This window comes from Sphingomonas gei (assembly GCF_004792685.1).
Lineage (GTDB): Bacteria > Pseudomonadota > Alphaproteobacteria > Sphingomonadales > Sphingomonadaceae > Sphingomonas > Sphingomonas gei.
Genome location: NZ_SRXT01000010.1, coordinates 15,811 through 32,629 on the forward strand (window position 1 = coordinate 15,811; position 16,819 = coordinate 32,629).

15 protein-coding genes are annotated in these 16,819 nt (G+C 64.7%); 7 read left to right on the forward strand and 8 right to left on the reverse strand.

Annotated features, from left to right (window positions below):
* The first annotated feature begins 57 nt into the window (after positions 1-57).
* The 6 genes from E5A73_RS20500 to E5A73_RS20525 are packed head-to-tail and all read left to right on the forward strand — an operon-like array spanning position 58 to position 7,629.
* Positions 58-1,248, forward strand: a complete 1,191-nt coding sequence (locus E5A73_RS20500; protein WP_240700307.1) for a glycosyltransferase family 4 protein — start codon at positions 58-60, stop codon at positions 1,246-1,248.
* Positions 1,245-2,051, forward strand: a complete 807-nt coding sequence (locus E5A73_RS20505) for an ABC transporter permease (RefSeq protein ID WP_135965726.1) — start codon at positions 1,245-1,247, stop codon at positions 2,049-2,051. The genes E5A73_RS20500 and E5A73_RS20505 overlap by 4 nt, the downstream gene beginning before the upstream one ends.
* A gap of 4 nt (positions 2,052-2,055) precedes the next feature.
* Positions 2,056-3,306: a KpsE/RkpR family capsule polysaccharide export protein gene (locus tag E5A73_RS20510; RefSeq protein WP_135965727.1), complete on the forward strand. Its 1,251-nt coding sequence runs from the start codon at positions 2,056-2,058 to the stop codon at positions 3,304-3,306.
* Positions 3,303-5,771 (forward strand): glycosyltransferase, encoded by a 2,469-nt coding sequence (locus tag E5A73_RS20515; protein ID WP_240700308.1) that lies wholly within the window; start codon positions 3,303-3,305, stop codon positions 5,769-5,771. The genes E5A73_RS20510 and E5A73_RS20515 overlap by 4 nt, the downstream gene beginning before the upstream one ends.
* Positions 5,768-6,970 carry a DUF4214 domain-containing protein gene (locus E5A73_RS20520; protein ID WP_135965728.1) on the forward strand — a complete coding sequence of 401 codons (1,203 nt, stop codon included), beginning with the start codon at positions 5,768-5,770 and terminating at the stop codon, positions 6,968-6,970. Before E5A73_RS20515 ends, E5A73_RS20520 begins: the two co-directional genes overlap by 4 nt.
* Positions 6,967-7,629 carry a class I SAM-dependent methyltransferase gene (locus E5A73_RS20525; RefSeq protein WP_135965729.1) on the forward strand — a complete coding sequence of 221 codons (663 nt, stop codon included), beginning with the start codon at positions 6,967-6,969 and terminating at the stop codon, positions 7,627-7,629. The genes E5A73_RS20520 and E5A73_RS20525 overlap by 4 nt, the downstream gene beginning before the upstream one ends.
* On the opposite strand, the gene E5A73_RS20530 is transcribed toward E5A73_RS20525, so the two are convergent.
* Both E5A73_RS20530 and E5A73_RS20535 read right to left on the reverse strand, forming a co-directional pair.
* On the reverse strand, positions 7,630-8,418 hold the full coding sequence (locus tag E5A73_RS20530) for a glycosyltransferase (protein ID WP_135965730.1): 789 nt from the start codon (positions 8,416-8,418) through the stop codon (positions 7,630-7,632). It abuts the gene before it with no gap.
* On the reverse strand, positions 8,415-9,362 hold the full coding sequence (locus tag E5A73_RS20535; RefSeq protein ID WP_135965731.1) for a hypothetical protein: 948 nt from the start codon (positions 9,360-9,362) through the stop codon (positions 8,415-8,417). The genes E5A73_RS20530 and E5A73_RS20535 overlap by 4 nt, the downstream gene beginning before the upstream one ends.
* Positions 9,363-9,636: 274 nt before the next feature.
* Here E5A73_RS20535 and E5A73_RS20540 point away from each other — a divergent pair, with 274 nt between their 5' ends.
* Positions 9,637-10,299 carry an ABC transporter ATP-binding protein gene (locus tag E5A73_RS20540; protein WP_135965732.1) on the forward strand — a complete coding sequence of 221 codons (663 nt, stop codon included), beginning with the start codon at positions 9,637-9,639 and terminating at the stop codon, positions 10,297-10,299.
* 23 nt (positions 10,300-10,322) lie between these two features.
* Here the strand turns inward: E5A73_RS20540 and E5A73_RS20545 are convergent, their stop codons facing one another.
* From E5A73_RS20545 to E5A73_RS20570, 6 genes are all read right to left on the reverse strand, one after another.
* Entirely contained in the window at positions 10,323-11,456 is a 1,134-nt protein-coding gene (locus E5A73_RS20545; protein ID WP_135965733.1) for a polysaccharide biosynthesis/export family protein, read from the reverse strand.
* Positions 11,453-12,811, reverse strand: coding sequence for a glycosyltransferase family 4 protein (locus tag E5A73_RS20550; RefSeq protein WP_135965734.1), 1,359 nt, complete (start codon positions 12,809-12,811; stop codon positions 11,453-11,455). Before E5A73_RS20550 ends, E5A73_RS20545 begins: the two co-directional genes overlap by 4 nt.
* Positions 12,808-13,686 carry an FkbM family methyltransferase gene (locus tag E5A73_RS20555; RefSeq protein ID WP_206366565.1) on the reverse strand — a complete coding sequence of 293 codons (879 nt, stop codon included), beginning with the start codon at positions 13,684-13,686 and terminating at the stop codon, positions 12,808-12,810. The genes E5A73_RS20550 and E5A73_RS20555 overlap by 4 nt, the downstream gene beginning before the upstream one ends.
* Entirely contained in the window at positions 13,687-14,832 is a 1,146-nt protein-coding gene (locus E5A73_RS20560) for a glycosyltransferase family 4 protein (protein WP_168356032.1), read from the reverse strand. It lies immediately after the preceding gene.
* A gap of 396 nt (positions 14,833-15,228) precedes the next feature.
* Positions 15,229-15,714: a helix-turn-helix domain-containing protein gene (locus E5A73_RS20565; RefSeq protein ID WP_168356033.1), complete on the reverse strand. Its 486-nt coding sequence runs from the start codon at positions 15,712-15,714 to the stop codon at positions 15,229-15,231.
* Between the two features lie 446 nt (positions 15,715-16,160).
* Positions 16,161-16,781, reverse strand: coding sequence for a hypothetical protein (locus tag E5A73_RS20570; protein ID WP_135965737.1), 621 nt, complete (start codon positions 16,779-16,781; stop codon positions 16,161-16,163).
* Positions 16,782-16,819: the final 38 nt, after the last annotated feature.

A 16,819-nucleotide genomic window follows, 5' to 3' on the forward strand; every position in this document is an offset into this window, starting at 1 on the left:
GATGCGGCGGCGTATGTGCCAGAGACGCCGCCCCGGGTGCCGGCAACGCCCGAAATCGTGCTCGACCTGACTCGCCTTTTGTCGCGCGTGCGACACCCGACGCCGACCGGCGTCGATCGTGTCGAGCTTCTTTATGCCCGCACGCTGCTCGCCCGGGCGCCGGAAAGGCTGCAATTCGCCGCAACGCATCCGCTCGGGTCCTACGGCCGGCTCCCGTCCGCCGCGGTTCTGCGCTTCCTCGACGCAACCGAACGGCGCTGGAATGTTATCGGGGGAGACGAGCGCGCGGGCGCGGCACATCGGCATCTTTTGGCATCGCTCGCCAGCCTGTGGCCGCGCAGGGTGGTACCGGCGACCCGGGGGCGCATCCTGCTGCATGTTTCGCCGAGCGCGCTCGAAGACCGACGCAGCGTCGCGAAGCGGCTGCGGCGCGAGAATGCCCGCCTGATATGCCTGGTGCACGACCTGATTCCGCTCACTCATCCGAGTTTCGCGCGCGCCGACGGCCCGCGCCGCCACGCCCGCCGGATGATCAGCGTCGCGCGCCACGCGCACGGTGTGATTGCGAATTCCAGCGCCACCGCCAGTGCGTTCACCGGCTGGCTGAACGCCGCCGGCGAGCCCGTGCCGAAGCTCGCGGTTGCGCCGCTCGGTGCTGCTGCTCCGGCCCGGGCTCGGGGCGCGCCACCCATCGACCAGCCCTATTTCCTGTGTCTAGGCACGATCGAGCCGCGCAAGAACCATCTCCTGCTGCTTCATTTGTGGCGCCAGCTCTCGGAAAGCGCGGATGGCCGCGAGATTCCGAAGCTCGTCCTCATCGGGCGGCGCGGCTGGGAGAACCAGAGCGTGTTCGATTTGCTCGATCGCTCGGAGCCGCTTCGTCCGCACGTCGTGGAGCTGGGGCGGGTCCCCGATCGGGTGCTGGCGGCCTGGATCGCCGGCGCATCCGCGCTGCTGATGCCATCCTTCGCCGAGGGGTTTGGATTACCAGTCGCAGAATCCCTCGCCGCAGGAACACCCGTGATCGCGAGCGACATACCGGCGCATCGCGAGGCCGGCCGTGGCGTTCCCGACTATCTCGATTCTCTGGACCGGCCGGGCTGGCGCCAGGCGATCCTCGATTACGCCGCGCCCGCCTCGCCCCGGCGCGAGGCGCAGCTCGCGCGCCTGAGCGGCGCCGAGCTGCCGACATGGGAGGATCACATCGATCGCGCGCTGGCATTCATCGGGGAGGTTGCCGCGTCATGATCGCGCGGAGCGCCTCCGGCATCGCGCGCTATCTGGATGGCTTCGACGTCCAGCGCTCGGTGGTGGGTGCGTTGATCATGCGCGAGCTGCATACGCGCTACGGACGCGAGAATATCGGCTATGCATGGCTGATCGTCGAACCGATGCTGCTCGCCACCTCGGTGGCGGCGCTCCACGGGAACGCGCGCGCGCACGGCGGAGAAGACCTGTTGCCCATCCCGTTCGCACTGGGCGGCTATTGCATGTTCATGGTCTTCCGAACGGTGATCGGACGTGCGGAGTCGACGCTCGAAGCCAACAAGCCGCTGCTCTTTCACCGCATGGTGACCATCTTCGACATGCTGGTCGCCCGCACGCTGCTCGAAGCAGCGTCGACGCTGCTCGCGCTCGTCCTGCTTCTCGGCCTGTCATGGGTGCTGGGCTATGGCGGCGCGCCGGCGTCTCCGCTCCTGATGCTCGCCGGCTTCAGCTATATGGTGTGGTTCTCCTTCGCACTGTCGATGCCGGTCTGCGCTGCATCCTATTTCAGCAAGGCCGTAGGCAAGTTCGTCCACCCGTTGACATATATCGCCATGCCGATCTCGGGCACCTTCTTCCTGCTCGCATGGATACCGGAACCTTATCGCGGGCTCCTCTACTGGTTTCCGCTCAATCAGATCTTCGAGATGTTCCACACCGGGCAATTCACATCGGTCCGGAGCCCTTATTTCGACGTGATGTACATCACCTTCTGGTGTCTCGGCCTCACGTTTCTGGGCCTCGTCTCGCTTCGCATCGTCCGCAAACATGTTCATCTGAGTTGAACTGATGGTCACCTTCCCGCTTCATCCGCTCGAGCGCGAGACCGGTTTCGTCGAGATTCCGGCCCAACCGGCGCCCGAAGAAGTCCTTGCACGCGAGCGAAAGGAGAACGCGCCCAATCCGCATCGACTGGAGCAGCAACCTCCGGGCGTTCGCGCGTCGGGTGGCAGCCGGTTCGGCTGGTGCCGGAATTTCGGCCTGGTCGTGCTGTTGCCGACGGTGCTGGTCGCGCTGTTTCAATATTGCGTCGTCGCCGATCAATATGAATCGGAGACGCATTTCGTCGTCAGGACGTCGGGTTCGAGCGGATCCGCCAGCTCCGGCCTTGGACAATTGCTCGGACTCGAAGCCAATCCAGCCGCAGCCGACAACCAGACCGTGATCGATTATCTCCTTTCACACGATGCTGTCGCGCGCCTTGAGCGAATTGTCGGACTGGCAAGGATTTTCCGCCGGCCGGAAGCGGATCCCTTCTCGCGGCTCCGGGAAAGCGCTCCGCCGGAGGCGGTGCTACGCTATTATCGCGAGATGGTGCATATCGATGTCGGACCCGAGTCCGGCATCACCCGCGTCGCCGTACGCGCGTTCCGGCCGGCGGATGCCGAGCGCGTCGCGCAGGAATTGCTCCGGATCGGCGAGCAGCGCGTCAATGCATTCAACCAACGGCTTTTGGAGAATCGCCTCGCCGCTGCGCGCGAGTCGCTGGAGACTGCCGAGCGGGGCGTGGACGAAAGCCAGGCTGCACTAACCGGCTTTCGCCAATCCGGCCGCGATATCGATCCCGAGCGCACCAGCGCCGCACGTATCACGATGGTGACGCAAATGCAGGCCGAGCTCGCGCAAGCACGTGCGCAGTTGAACAGCATGGCGGGCGCGATCCGCCGCGACAGCCCGCAATATGTCACGATGGCGGCGCGAGTCCGCGCGCTCGAGCAGCAGGTTGGGGCGGCGGAGAGCAGCCTTACGGGCTCACGCCAGGCGACCGCGGCCGGGCTGGGGCAATTTGAAAACCTGCGTCTCAAACAGGAGTTCTCCGCCAAACGTTTCGAGACTGCGGCAGCCGCGCTCGACGCTGCGCGCGAACAGGCTGTGCGCCAGCAACTATTCCTGGTCCGTGTCGTGGAGCCCAATCTTCCGGGCAAGGCGCTCTACCCGAAGCGGCTCAAACTGATCGCCACGGTCTTTTTCGCGCTGCTGCTGGTCTATGCGATCGGCTGGCTGATCCTCGCGGGCATTCGGGAGCATGCCGCCTCATGACCGATCTGCTGATGAACATCCCGCTCAAGCTTCGCCGTTCGGGTGGCGTGGCGGTCACGCCGCAAGTGCACCACGCGATCACGCTGGGGAATCAGGCGCGCGACGGCAGGGACTGGCCTGCCGCCGCAACAGCGTATCGCGCCGCGCTCGAGGTTGATCCGTCGCTGACCCATATCTGGGTTCAGCTCGGCCATGCGCTCAAGGAACAAGAGGATTTCGCCGCGGCAGAGACGGCCTATCTTACCGCCGCAGAATCCTCGCCCATAGCGGCCGAGCCATGGCTGCATCTCGGCCATCTTCACAAGCGGTGCGGTGATCGCGTGGCCGCGAACCGAAGTTATATGCTCGCGCTCAAGCACGAACCCGCCAATCCCGACGTACTGCAGGAGATGGCGCATTTCCTGGGCATCGGAGACAACGCGCAGATGCGCGAGCTACTCGCGCTACTTGACCAGGATGCAGCAGAGGCACCGGCATTCGACGCCACGCCAACTGCCGGTGACGCGGTCGACGCGATGCGGCATATCGAAGCGCTCCTTCCCGGGCTGCCGGAAGAAAGCCGCGCCGCTGCGCGGTGGCAAATGGAGGCGCTGTCCGATCTCGTCGGCGCCGCGCGATCGGCAGAGCCTCAACCGGACTTCGGCGATCGGCTGGCCCTGATCTTCGACGTTTCGGACCTGATCTCCTATTTCCGCAACGCGCGGCTTCCAACCGGCATTCAGCGCGTGCAAATCGAGACGATCGGCAATGCGCTTCGCCTCAACAGCTTCGGTGTGCAGATCTGCGCCTTCATCGAGTCGCGCGACGACTGGCTGGAGATCCCCGCGCCAACCTTCCTCGCGCTCGCACAGCTCAGCCTCGCCAGCGGTGATCGTGGCGCGCCCGAATGGATCGGCGCGCTCGCCAGATTGCAATTGCGGCTCGCCACGTCGGAACCGATCGAGATGGCGCGTGGCGCATATCTGATCAATCTGGGCACTTCGTGGTGGCTGCAGAACTATTTTCTCTTCGTGCGGCGGGCGAAGGCATTGCGGGGCGTGCGCTATGTGCCGTTCGTCCACGACCTGATTCCGGTCATGGCGGGGGAGCATTGCGTAAAGGAACTCACCCAGGACTTCGTGAGCTGGGCGATCGGCGCGTTCGAGCATGCCGATCATTTCCTCGTGAACTCGGAATCGACGAAACGCGATCTGTTGCACGTGGCCTCAATCCTTGGCCACGAAATCGATCCGGTCGATATCGCGGTGATCCGTCTCGATGCAGATTGCCGGAAGCCGGACCTTGTCTCTGCCCATCCCCGACAGCTGTGGCGCTGGGGGCTGAGGCCGAACGGATTCATCTTGTTCGTCTCGACGATTGAGTCGCGCAAGAACCACCTCGCCGCGTTCGAAGCATGGATCACGCTGCTGAAGCGCCATGGCGCGCACGCAGTCCCAAAGCTGGTGTGCGTCGGCAATCGTGGCTGGCTCAACGATGCGGTGTATGCGCGCCTCGCCAGCCATGAGGGCCTGCGCGAACGCGTCGTCATGCTGTCGGGCCTATCCGACGCCGAGCTTGAGCTGCTGTACCGGGCCTGCCTCTTCACGATCTATCCGAGCAGATATGAGGGTTGGGGTCTGCCGGTGACCGAGGCGCTCTGCCACGGAAAAGTTGCGTTGATCTCGGACGCAGCGTCCTTACCCGAAGCCGGTGGTGACTATGCCGTCTACTTTCGCTCAGGCGATGTCGACGCGTTCACCACGGCGCTCGAGCGGCTGATCCGTGATGGGGGCTATCGCGAAGCGCTGCAACAGCGCATTTACGCGGAGTTCAGGCCGCGCACATGGAGTGAAATCGCCACCGATATAGGCGAAGCGGCAATGCGCTGGCGCGCGCACGATCCCGACCTGCCAGCCAACGTGTCAATCGCCCAACTCGGAGCCTGGCATCCTCTCACGCGTAACTACGCCACCGCCATCTGGCGCGGCATGCGTTCCGCAGAAGTATTCCGGGTGGGTGACGGCTGGTATGGTCCGGACAATTGGGGATGCTGGACCAAGCCGTGCGGAGGCCGGCTCGAAATCGGGACCGGCGTTCCCGGAATGGCAATACGGCTGTGTTTGCAATTGCACGGGATTCCCAATCGACAGGTGCACTTCACGGTCGACACGTCTGATCCCGCGACCAGCGTCGCAGGCGTTTTGAAGCCCGGCGAGTACAAATGGGTCACGATGACACTGGTGCCGGATCCGGCGGGAGCCATCCGGCTGGCGATCAATGGCAACATGAGCATCGATCTGGCCGAGGTTACTGATGGAGACGATCCGCGGTTAGTGTCGGTCGGCGTAGCGGGCTTCTTCCTCTGCCGGGCGGACGATGGTCAGGCACGGCTCGACTTCATGGAGGCCTTGACCCTCGGAACGCTGGCGGACCTGGCGTTCGGCGGCCCGCCTTCGGGGTATGAAGGCGGCGAGCATGCCAGATGAGCGGGGCCGTCGCGATGGTGTTCGCGATCGTGATTGCCGATGCGGACTATCAGGCCGGATTCGCCGGCCCGGTCGCTGACGATCTCGCCGACCGCCCGGAATGCCGCGTTGCAACCGTCGCGTCCGACCTGATCGCATTGGATTCCGCGGACATGGCGGACATCCTTCGATCACAGGTGCCCGATCCGTCGCGGACGCTGGTGATAGGCCATGCCACCGGAGCGCGTAGCGCGATCGCACTGGCGGAGGAGATAGCGGCCGACACGGCTCTTCTGGTCGCGCCTGCCTGGTCAGACGATGGCGATATTTCCGAAGTATCACGGCCTTCTTCCTCGAGCGTTTCGATCAGCGTCGTCACAGGAATGCAGCGCACGAACGATTGGCTCGAAGACTCGAAGATTGACGAGCAGCGTCTGCCGTTGCCGAACGCGGCCTTGGCGGTTGCGCTACGTCAATCCGGCGCGATGCCGGGAATCCTGACTGCGATGATTCGTGGCGAGCCGCTGCCCGATCTGTCGGGACTGGTCGCCGACTGGCGTCGGCGAAACGCGCACCGGATCGAGCTTGCCGGGCCCGTCCAATGCTCCGCCACGGGCGAAGTGCGCGTGCCCGGCCGGATCGTCAACACTGGCGAAGCGGCGCTCGTGTTCGGGCGCGCCGAACGCGATCGCCTGATGATCGGCGCGCGTATCCGGAGCGAGACCTGCGCGGCATGGACGAACGAAGCGCGCGCGCTGCCGGCCCGTCCCGAGCTCGAACCAGGGGATTCAGCCAGGTTCGTGATCGGACTTGCCGGGCCGACGACCGACGCGCGTGACATCGAGATCGAGCTGTCCCTCGTGTCCGAAGGATCCTTCTGGTATTCGGATCTTGCATTCCCGGCGCTTCGCCTTGGTATCGCTCGGTCATCGGAGCATGGGGACGGTCCCCCCGCGTCCTGCCGGTCCGATGGCGCGCCGAATGCGTGCGACCCGGATCGCGTTATGCCGGATCCGGCGACGCTCGACGATCTATCAAGCTGCTACCGCCTGATACTTGGCCGCACGCCTGATGCGGACGGATTCGCCTATTACGCTCGGCTCGTTCAGGCCGGCATGACAGTCGACAAGCTTGTCCTGGCCTTTGTCTCCGCCCCTGAGGCAATCGCGCGCTTCGACGCACTTCGCCAAATCCAGGTTCACGAGGACCAGACCAGATGACGACGCGCCGCACCGAATTGCTCGAGCTGCTTTGGGCCGGCAAGGATCCTTTTTGGGAGCGCAGTTGCTTCCGTGGGCGTGTCGACTTCCAAGGCTGGGCCTCCGACCACCCCTTCCTTACCCGGGCTATCGACGAGACCGGTGCGCGTACGGTGATCGAAGTGGGCGCGTGGAAGGGCGGCTCGGTAATGACCATGGCGGCGCATTTGCGCGACCGCGGAATGGACGCCGCGGTGGTGGCAGTGGATACCTGGCTAGGCGCCTGGGACCATTGGCTACAACCGATCTGGTTCGAGCATCTGAAATTCGAAGCCGGATATCCCACATTGTTCCAGACTTTCGCGGCGAACATCATCGAGCGTGAACTCACCGAGCATGTCGTTCCGTTGCCGCTCGATTCGGTGAACGCGGCCGTAGTTCTCAAGGCACGCAACGTGCGCCCGGACGTCGTGCATATCGACGCCGGTCATGATTACGACGCCGTGACGAACGACTTGCGCCTGTGGTGGCCGCTGTTGCGTTCGGGCGGCGTCCTGGTCGGCGACGACTACCACGTCAGCGGCGACGTCTGGCCGGCAGTGCGCGAAGCCTTTCAGAGCTTCTTCCAGACGCGCGACATCGAAGCGGACGGAGGAAAATGCTACCTCGTCAAACCTTGATCAGGCGATCGCGCGCTCGACTGCGCTGCGATCGTACGGCGGCAGCCTGTGCCCGTATGCATAGGCGTTGGCCTGGCCAATCAGATAATCGACATTTTCGCGGATGAATGTCGAATGCCAAAAGGGATTCGTTCCGTAGCGATACCCGGGCACGATGGCCGCGCGCAGCACCATATAGGCGTAGAGACGGTTCTTTTCCTCCGCAAGGGAGTGGGACTTGAACTGCGCGAGATGATGAAGGACGAGATCGCTGCGGCTGGCGCGCTGCCAGGTGTTGCCATCGCGATCACATATCTCTTCGTGGATCAGGCCTTCCCAGCGGACGTCATGGCGGTTCCGGTAGATTCGGCGTTGTGTCTCTTCCTCGAAGCGTCCGGTGGCGCGCAGCTGATCGATTTCGATGTCGGCGCCCGGCTCGCCGGCGTAGTTCCGGCGCAGGACGTGGAGCACGTCGCATCTCTCCGCCGCGATTTCGCGGCGAAGCGCGAATGCCTGCCCCGGATCGATCCACTCGTCCGAATCGATCGAGAACAGCCATGGCGCTGTGGTGAATTTGGCGCCGTGATTGCGCGCATGGGCAAAGCCGAACTGCGAGAGGTTGCACTGCGCATAGCTGACGACCTGATCGTTGCCGGAAAGCAGGCGGGCGTAGAGGGAAGCGCTTCCGTCGGTCGAGCCCATATCGACGACGATGACCTGATCGACGAGCGCCTTTATCGCCGGCAGCGTGAGCGACAGCATTTTCGCCTCGTTGAAGGCGAGCACGATCGCGGCGATCTGAATCGTCAAACGACGGCTCCTTCTACCAATCGTGGGGCGCCCGCCCCGTCCACGACAAGCCCGATACGAATGGCCCTGAAGCCCAGGTCGTCGAACCAGAATCGCCCCTCGCGGACGAGCGCCGTCACGATGTCGTGCCGCCCCGGTGGCAACCCCCCGATGTCGATGACCGTGGCGAAGCGGTGCATGCTTCCAGAAAGGAGGTCGGGCGCGGGAAAATCGAAGCGCGCCTCGCGCCGGTCTCCACCGAACCGTCCCTCGGGCCACAAGCGGACACCCAGCCGCACGGGATGCTTTGAGGTTGGGTCGCGCGCGATCCGCGAAGCCGAATGCATCACCACAGTACCCGACACGTGCAGCCTCGAATCCACTATCAGGGTCGCTGCCGGATCGATTGCGAGACTGTGCTGGTTCTTCGCCATCCAACGCGCGAAGCACTCGGACAGCGGTATTTGCGTTCGCCTTCCTGCTATCGCGGCGTCGATCATGGTACGCATCAGTCCCGACTCCCGCAGCGCGACTACCAGCGCCTCGTGCGCCAACGGCTCCGTTCCCACAGAGTGAATGGCGGCATATCGCTCGAGGTGAAGGGCGTGATGCACGTCCAGCGGCTCGCCGCCGGCGCCGAGGCAAAGGGTCACCGCCTGATCGGGCAGGAGGTGGTGCGTGTCATGATAGAGCGGTGCGAGATCAAAAAACCTGGAATCGCCGCGCTGGTGAACCCGCGCGATCTGCGCGTCCCATCGATGGTCGCCCCAAGCGCCAAGGGCATGACGCGAAAGGTCGGTCTGCGGCGCCAGCGCGATGATCGTGTCCACGCCGATCAAGCGGCCGAAGAGCAAGGCGGCATAGCCCCCCATGCTGTATCCGATGCAAACGACCCGCCGGAATCCGCGAGCGCGTTCGGCAATCGCGTCCGCCACAACCGAAGGACCGGTCGGGAAATCGCGCATCCTATGATACAGCTCGTGTCCGGATCGCGCAGCAGCAACACGGCGCAATCGGAGCGGTTCAGTAGACCGCGAAACTCGAACGGCTTGGCGACGCTGTCCACGCCCAAGCTCGAAAAGGCGACAACCAGCGCCTCGCAGCCGGTTGGCCCCGCCTGAAAGAGCGAAGTTTCGCCCCCACCGATCATGCCGCGCGACCACCCCGAAAGGCATACGGATTCGCTTGACCTCCCCCCGTCATTGCCGCCAATCGGAGATGGACAGGGGGGACCAGCGCATGATCACCTTCGACCGAGTCAGCAAGACCTATCATGGCCGCAATCTCACGCGCCATGTGCTGCACGACGCGAGCTTTGCGATCCGCCCGGGGCAGGCGCTGGGGATTTGTGGTGCGAACGGCGCCGGCAAGTCGACGCTGCTTCGGCTGATCGCCGGCGTCGAGCACCCGAGTAGCGGCGTCATTCGCCGCGGGATGACCGTCTCATGGCCCATCGGCTATTCGCACTGCTTCCAGGGCAGCCTGACCGGGGCGGACAACACCCGGTTCATCGCGCGTATCTACCGCCAACCCGTCGATCGACTGCTCGCTTTTGTCGAGGAATTCGCGGAACTTGGCGAGTATTTCAACCAGCCGGTCAAAACCTACTCGGCCGGCATGATGGCGCGTCTCGCATTTGGCGTGAGTTTGGCCATCGATTTCGACTGCTATCTCGTCGACGAAGTCACCGGCGCCGGTGACCAGCGCTTTGCGGAACGCTGCCATGCCGCGCTCGCGCATCGCCGCTCGGCGCGGACGCTCGTCATGGTTTCGCACAGCCCAGCGACGCTGCAGCAATATTGCACCACGGGCGCTGTACTGCACGAGGGGCAGCTCAATTTCTATCCGACGATCGACGAGGCGATCGAAGTGCATCACGCGCAGCAGCGGCTGGCCGCCTGAGCGACTGACCCTCGGCGCCCGCATCATCGGGTCAGCTCGCGAACCCCGTAAAAGGGCGAGAAGAGCTGGTTGATGATTTGAACCAGCTTGGTCGCCTGGTTCGAGCGGGCATTGGCGATGTAGATCACGTCGCCATTACGCATCGTGAAACGCTGCGAGACGAAGTAACTTTCGGGTCGCAGCATGTTGAGCCGATAGATCACGGGAATAAGCGCACCCGTGGGGGTGTCCGGTGCGGCCCAGCGGAAGACGAACACCGCGCTCGCGTCCGCCTGACGGTCCGACGGCCCACCGGCGCGCGCAACTGCCTGAGCGAGCGTGAGCCTGCGCATCTCGAACGGGATCTCGGAGACCTTGTCGCTGGCGCCAAAGACGGTGAAGCTCTGCAGGCCGCGAAGGAGTTCGATACGATCTCCGGGGAGCAGCACCAGATCGTCCGGCGATCCTGCGAGCAGTTCGTCGAGTCCGATCTCGGCACTGCGTCCGCTGCGCGTGACGCGAACCATCATATCCTGCGCCGCAGAGACCACGCCGCCAGCCAGCGCGATGGCATCGAGCACATGCTCGCGCGTCAGCGACAGCGGAATACGCCCGGGCGTCTTCACGCCGCCGAGCACGAAGACGCTATTGGCGAGGTTCTCGCGCACCACGACATTGACCTGCGCATGCGCCGAATAACCGATCAGTGCCGACTCGATGCTTCGCGAAAGCGACTGGACTGTCTGGCCGGCGGCATCGATGCGTCCGGCATAGGGCACGTTGATCGTACCATCGCGCGCAATCACGATCGGCGGAAGCGCGCTCCCGGCGGCAGCGGGCTGCGCCCCGGCCGACGCGGGCCCCGCGAAGAGCGTCGCGCCGATCTCGAACACCGAGATTTGCAGGACGTCGCCAGGACCGATCCGGTCGATCTCGCCCTCGGCGGTCAGGTCCGCAAGCGATCCCGTGGCCTCCGGCACGCTGTTGATGCGCGACAGGGTATCGGTATTGAGCTCGACCAATATCGCCGGCAACCGGGAGGCCGGACGCGACGCCGCGATCACTTCGGGCGCGGTCGGGCCGCTCGACGGCAGGGTGGCGCAGCCGCCCGCAAGCAGGGGAAGCGCCAGCATCGCGGCCCGGACGCGCGCAAAGCTCAGGAACGGGAGTGATGTCATGCGGTTGCCGTCCCGAAAGTCACTGATTGCGCAGGCGCCACGCCCTGTTCGGGGACGAGCGATTGGTAGAGCGCGGACAAGCGCGTCTTAAACCGCGCCGGCGTGAAGCGCTCGGCCTGTATCGGCGCCATCGCGGCAAGCGTGTGGCGCAGCGCAGCATCGCCGTCGAGCCTGCGGATGGCGGCCGCCATCGCGCCGACGTCATAGGGGTCGACCAGCAGCGCGGCGTTCCCGGTTATCTCAGGCAGCGATCCGCCGGTCGAGGTCATGACCGGTACGCCGCGCGCGAGCGCCTCCACCACCGGCAGGCCGAACCCCTCGTAGAGCGACGGGAAGAGCACGCCGCGCGCGCCGGCGATCAGCACGTCGAGCATCCGTCGCGGGAGATAGTCGAGCTTGCGGACCCGCGATGCGCCCGAAATGCTCTGCGACCCGGGACTGCCCAGCAGGCGCAGCTCGTTCTCCGAGCGCCAGGCGCGACCGCCGACAATGACGAGCGGCGTCGCCACTTCGCTCGCCAGATAAGCCTCGATCAGACGGCCCACATTCTTCTTGGGCTCGATCGCGCCGAAATAGAGGAAATAGCCCTGTGGCTCGAGGTCGAACAGGGCGCGCAGCCGCCCGCCTAGCTCGTCGTCAGCGATCGCCGGCACCGGATCGATCGATTGATAGCAATTGACCACTCGCCCGGCATCGGCGCCGAGGAAATCGACAATGTCACGCCGCGACGCCTCGGAAACAGTGCAAATCCGGGCGCCGCGGCGGATGCAGCTGCGCAGCAGCCGGTCATGCAAGCGCTTATTTTCGAGGCTGGTATGGGGAAGCCGGAGCGGCACCAGATCGTGGATCGTGTAGATGTTGACCGCGCCCGCCAGATGGATCGGCAGCGGATAAGTCCAATGCATGATCTCGGGCGGATCGGGCATCGTGACCGTAAGGAACCGGCGATAACGTTTGAAATGCCGCGTCGCGACCGACCAGAGCGACCCGAAGCTGTACACCCTCGAAAAACATGGCAGGCGCTCGGCGAAGGCCTCGGCATGAACGCGCCCCTCGACCGGCACGTCGATCAACCGCCGCGCCCAGGGCGCGACGAACAGCCGTTCGCGCTTGATCGGGCTGCCGCCGGCTGCCATGTCGGCCGGGTCGTCGCGGCCGAGTTCGGCGAAGAACAGCGTTTCCCGCAGGTCGCGCGGCGAGCGCGGATGAACGGGCAGCCCGAAGATGAGATCCGGAGCGCGGCCCATCTCGGCAACCGTTCGTGCGAGCGTACGCGAATAGGTGGCGACCCCGGTACCGCGATGGAGCGCGAGGTTCAGGCCGTCGACGCCGATCCGGAAGGGCGCTCTCTTCATCGGATCAGCACCAGCATCTGGTCGCTGGTCGGAGGCGTGTCCAATATCCCCGCGGTGCTCATGCGATGCAGTCCCGCGGCGGGATCGACACGATGTAGCGCGAAGCCCTCGGCGACGATCGCCGCGAGGAAGCGACCCGGATCGGCATAACGTATCGCACAGAATTCGAGCAGGATCGTCATCGGCTGCGCCCGATCGAGCAGCCCGCGCATGCCGCGCCAGATCGCTTCCTCGGACGCCTCCGCGTCGATCTTGATGCAGTCGCAGCGCTCGAGCCCTGCGATCCCGTCCAGCCGCCGTGTCCGCAGCATGGTTGCCGGCTCCCCTTCGCTCAGGATGCGCAGATGCCCTGCGCTGGGCTGCGCTTCGGGAACGACGAGTTCGGCAGCCAGTCCGGTCGCGTCGTACAGCGGCTCTGCGTAGGATTGCACCCGCGCCGCGAAGCCGTTCACGCGCACCGAATCGTCGAGCATCCGGCGCAGCCGCGAGTTGGGCTCAAAGGCATGGACCGCGCCTGTCGGGCCGGCGAGATCAGCCATCAGCATGGTGAAATAGCCGACATGCGCACCGACATCGACGCACACCATGCCCGGGCGGACAAGACACTCCAGAAGCTCGGTGACCCACATCTCCCAGAAACCATCGAGCAGGAGATGTGCACACACATCCACGTCGCGGGTGTCGACGAACATCTTGTAGCGTCCGAGCACGCGCACCAGAGCCCGGCCGTCGCCAAGATAGGCGTTGATGCACATCTTGCGGATGGCGATTTCGTTGGCGGCGCGGGGGCGTGTCCGCAAATGGCCCAGCGGCCAGCGGCGCTCCTGGGTCATCCGGTGGCCGGCGCGCCGAAGCAGGATAGGGAACCTCAGCATCTACGCGCACTCGTTCCGCGGCGCGGCGGAAACTGCGTCGGCGTACAGGGCCCGAAGCCGGCGCGCATAATGCTCGCGCGTGAACCTCAGGCCGCGGACAAAACCTGCAGCGCGCAGCCGGGCACAGAGCGCCTGGTCCTTGTCCAGCCTGCGGATCGCCGCTTCGATCTGCGAAGTCTGTCGGGGATCGACCAACAGCGCGGCGTCTCCGGCGATTTCGGCCGAGGCTCCCGTGCTGGACGCAACCACCGGGCAGCCGAGCGCCATCGCCTCGGCGATGGGGAGGCCGAAGCCTTCGGCAAGCGAGGGAAACAGCAGCGCGCGTGCGCGGCGCATCATGCCAAGCAGTTCGCGACGCGGCACCCAAGGCAGCCGGATTACCCCCGAGAACGTATGGAGCTGCGCCTCGAGCTGCTCCTCCCCCGGCACGTGCGGGCCGACGATCACCAGCGGCAGTGCGGTCTCGCTCGCGGCGTGCGCGCGGGCAAGCCGCTCGAGATTTTTGCGAGGCTCGACCCGTCCGCAGAAGAAGAAATAGCGCCCCGAGCGCAAGCCGGAGGGAAGGATCGGGTCGGTCTGGAGCGGCGCGTCGATCGCCTGCAAGGTGTTTGTCACCCTGTCTTCGGGCATGCCCAATCGGTCGATGACCTCGCGGCGGACGGTTTCGGAAACGGTGACCAGCCCGTGCGCGTGCTGGGTGATTTCGCGCAAAACAGCGGCATGCCGCGCCGGACCGACGCGCGTGAGCTCAGGATCCGTCAACGGGATGAGGTCGTGGACGGTATAGAGATTCCTCGCCCCGCGGACATAGAGCGGCAGTGGATAGGTCCAATGCATGACCTGCGGTGGACGCCCGAATTCGACGGGCAGCAAGCGGCCGTGCAGATTGAAGAAGACATGCGCCTCGCGGAAGATGTCGTGGACTACCCAATGCGCTGGCGCGTCCTCGTCGCCGGCCTCCTCCCTGGCTGCGATACGTGCGCTCGGCCGCGCCGCCGCGATCCAGCGGCCGAGCCGCGCCTTTCGCGGCGGGTCGCCCGAGGCGCTGTCGCCGAGCACCAGCGGCGAGGCTCCCGCGGCGGGCAGACATGCCCCCAATGTCCGTGCATACGTCGCGACACCGGTCCCGAAGGTTTCTGCCAGCATTCGACTCTCGACACAGACCTGCACCAGGGCGTGGTCCAGCGTATCGACCCTTCGAACATAGTTAGGATCATAGAGCTGACGCATTCGCTCGATGCTTGAAGGGCGCATGCTCATTTTTGGCCCAGACGCCGATCACGCCGATGCCGCGACCAGTCATCGCGTCGTCCTGAGCCGGCGTCCGGCAACGCGCTGAAATCTGGTGCTCGCATTCTCTCGACAGAACTGAGCCGGGACACGGCTGTGGTTCGAGGTGGCAGCGCGAAATCCGCGTCGTCTCCCCGCCTTGCCGCTCTATCCGGATCGCATGCATCCCCACCCTAGTCGTTTCCACAGGGAGAACGGGATTATTGACGAGTCGGCGCACGCTCCATGCATCCCGGAAGTGGCGGAACCCCATCAACCATCGGTGTTCGGGGGGCCGCTTCGCATGCTGCGGCGCCAGCGACCGGGCGAGACGCCGAGAAGCCGCGTGAACGCCTTGGTAAAATGGCTCTGGTCCGCAAAGCCGCATTCATCGGCGACCTTGGACAAAGGCATCCTGTCATCACGAAGCAAGATGATCGCCTGGTCGATCCTGCGCTGCATGTACCAATGATAGGGCGCTACCCCTTCGGTCCCCCGAAAGGCCTTGATGAAGTGACTGACCGACATGTTGAGCCGGCAGGCAACGTCCTCCAGCGCCAGGCCGCCCCCCATCTGCGTAAGCATCATGTCGCGGGCGAGCTTGGCCTGCCAGGGCGCCAAATGGGCGCAAGTCCGCGAACGCCGGGGCGGCGCCCGTTCCGGCCGCCTCTCCACGATGAGATTGCGGTGCTCGAACAACCCTGAAGGATGCCCCTGACCGACGATGGCGGGGTCTGCGATCGGCATATACTCGTCCACCGCTATCTCCCTGGCATAGGGGACTCGGGTGAAAGCATGGGCCACGCGCGCGAACGCATCGCCGGTAGCTCCCTGGCGCCCGATCTCGTGCGGGCCAGAAACGCTTTCCCCACTTGGTAGACACATTCGCTGCGCTACTTTGGCAAAGGCACCGAAAATTCTTTGTGGCTGATCAGAAATTATCCTGAAAGCAGGTCGAAATGACCCAAATGCTTAGCAATAAAAGACCGGCCTATACGAAACATAATGTCGAATATGCAAACAGATTGCCGAATTTCCTATAGTAATTACTGAAATCCGAAAATTTGCGCAATTACAACATTTGCGCGTTGGAGCAGGTGCAATATGTGTCCGCGGGGTACCTCTCGGCGCGATCCACACTCTGCTGCGGGAAGCGCGATCGACAGCCCTGCCGGCCCTGGTTGCGCCGGGACCCACGAATGACGTCAGAGCGCGGGCGCGGCCCCATTCGGCGCCAACTTGCATTGTCCGGAATACAAGTGCGCCTGGTCCCAGGTGACGGCGTCGGTCGCCCTGGTCATGAACATATCGATCAGCCCCGGCATGGCTTCCGATTGCTGCAGGATGATCATATTTACGGCCCCGCCCCCCGCTGGCGTGGTCATTTCGACGCGCTCCGGCCAATAGTCGACGACACGCTCGAACGGCCGCCCCGCGGCGCCGGCCGAGATCCCGTCCGGATCCGCAACGATGCGTGTGCGCGGATCGACCGGCTCGGGAGGCAGGGTCGAGCGCGGAGGTTCGGCCGTGCGTACCGGGATGGGCGGCAGAAACAGTACGAAAGGATGGCTGCCTTCGTATTTGAATTCGGACGGCTTTTGTTCGCGCGATGGATCAAAGTTCGTGATCCTGCCGAGCCGGCACTCGAGCAGGCGCGCCGGAAGCATCACAGCCGCCGACGTGGCTTGCGATGGCGTCGCAGCCACCGGCGAGGATGGCGCTGCCGGCGGCGGCGCTGTCGCCTGCGTTCCGGCTGGCTGAAGCCAGAACAGCGTGGACAGACCCAGTGCAGAAACCAGGCCGGCGACGGCGAACTTGGCAATCATCTCAGCGTCTCCACGAGCAAGCAACGAGGTAGCGAATT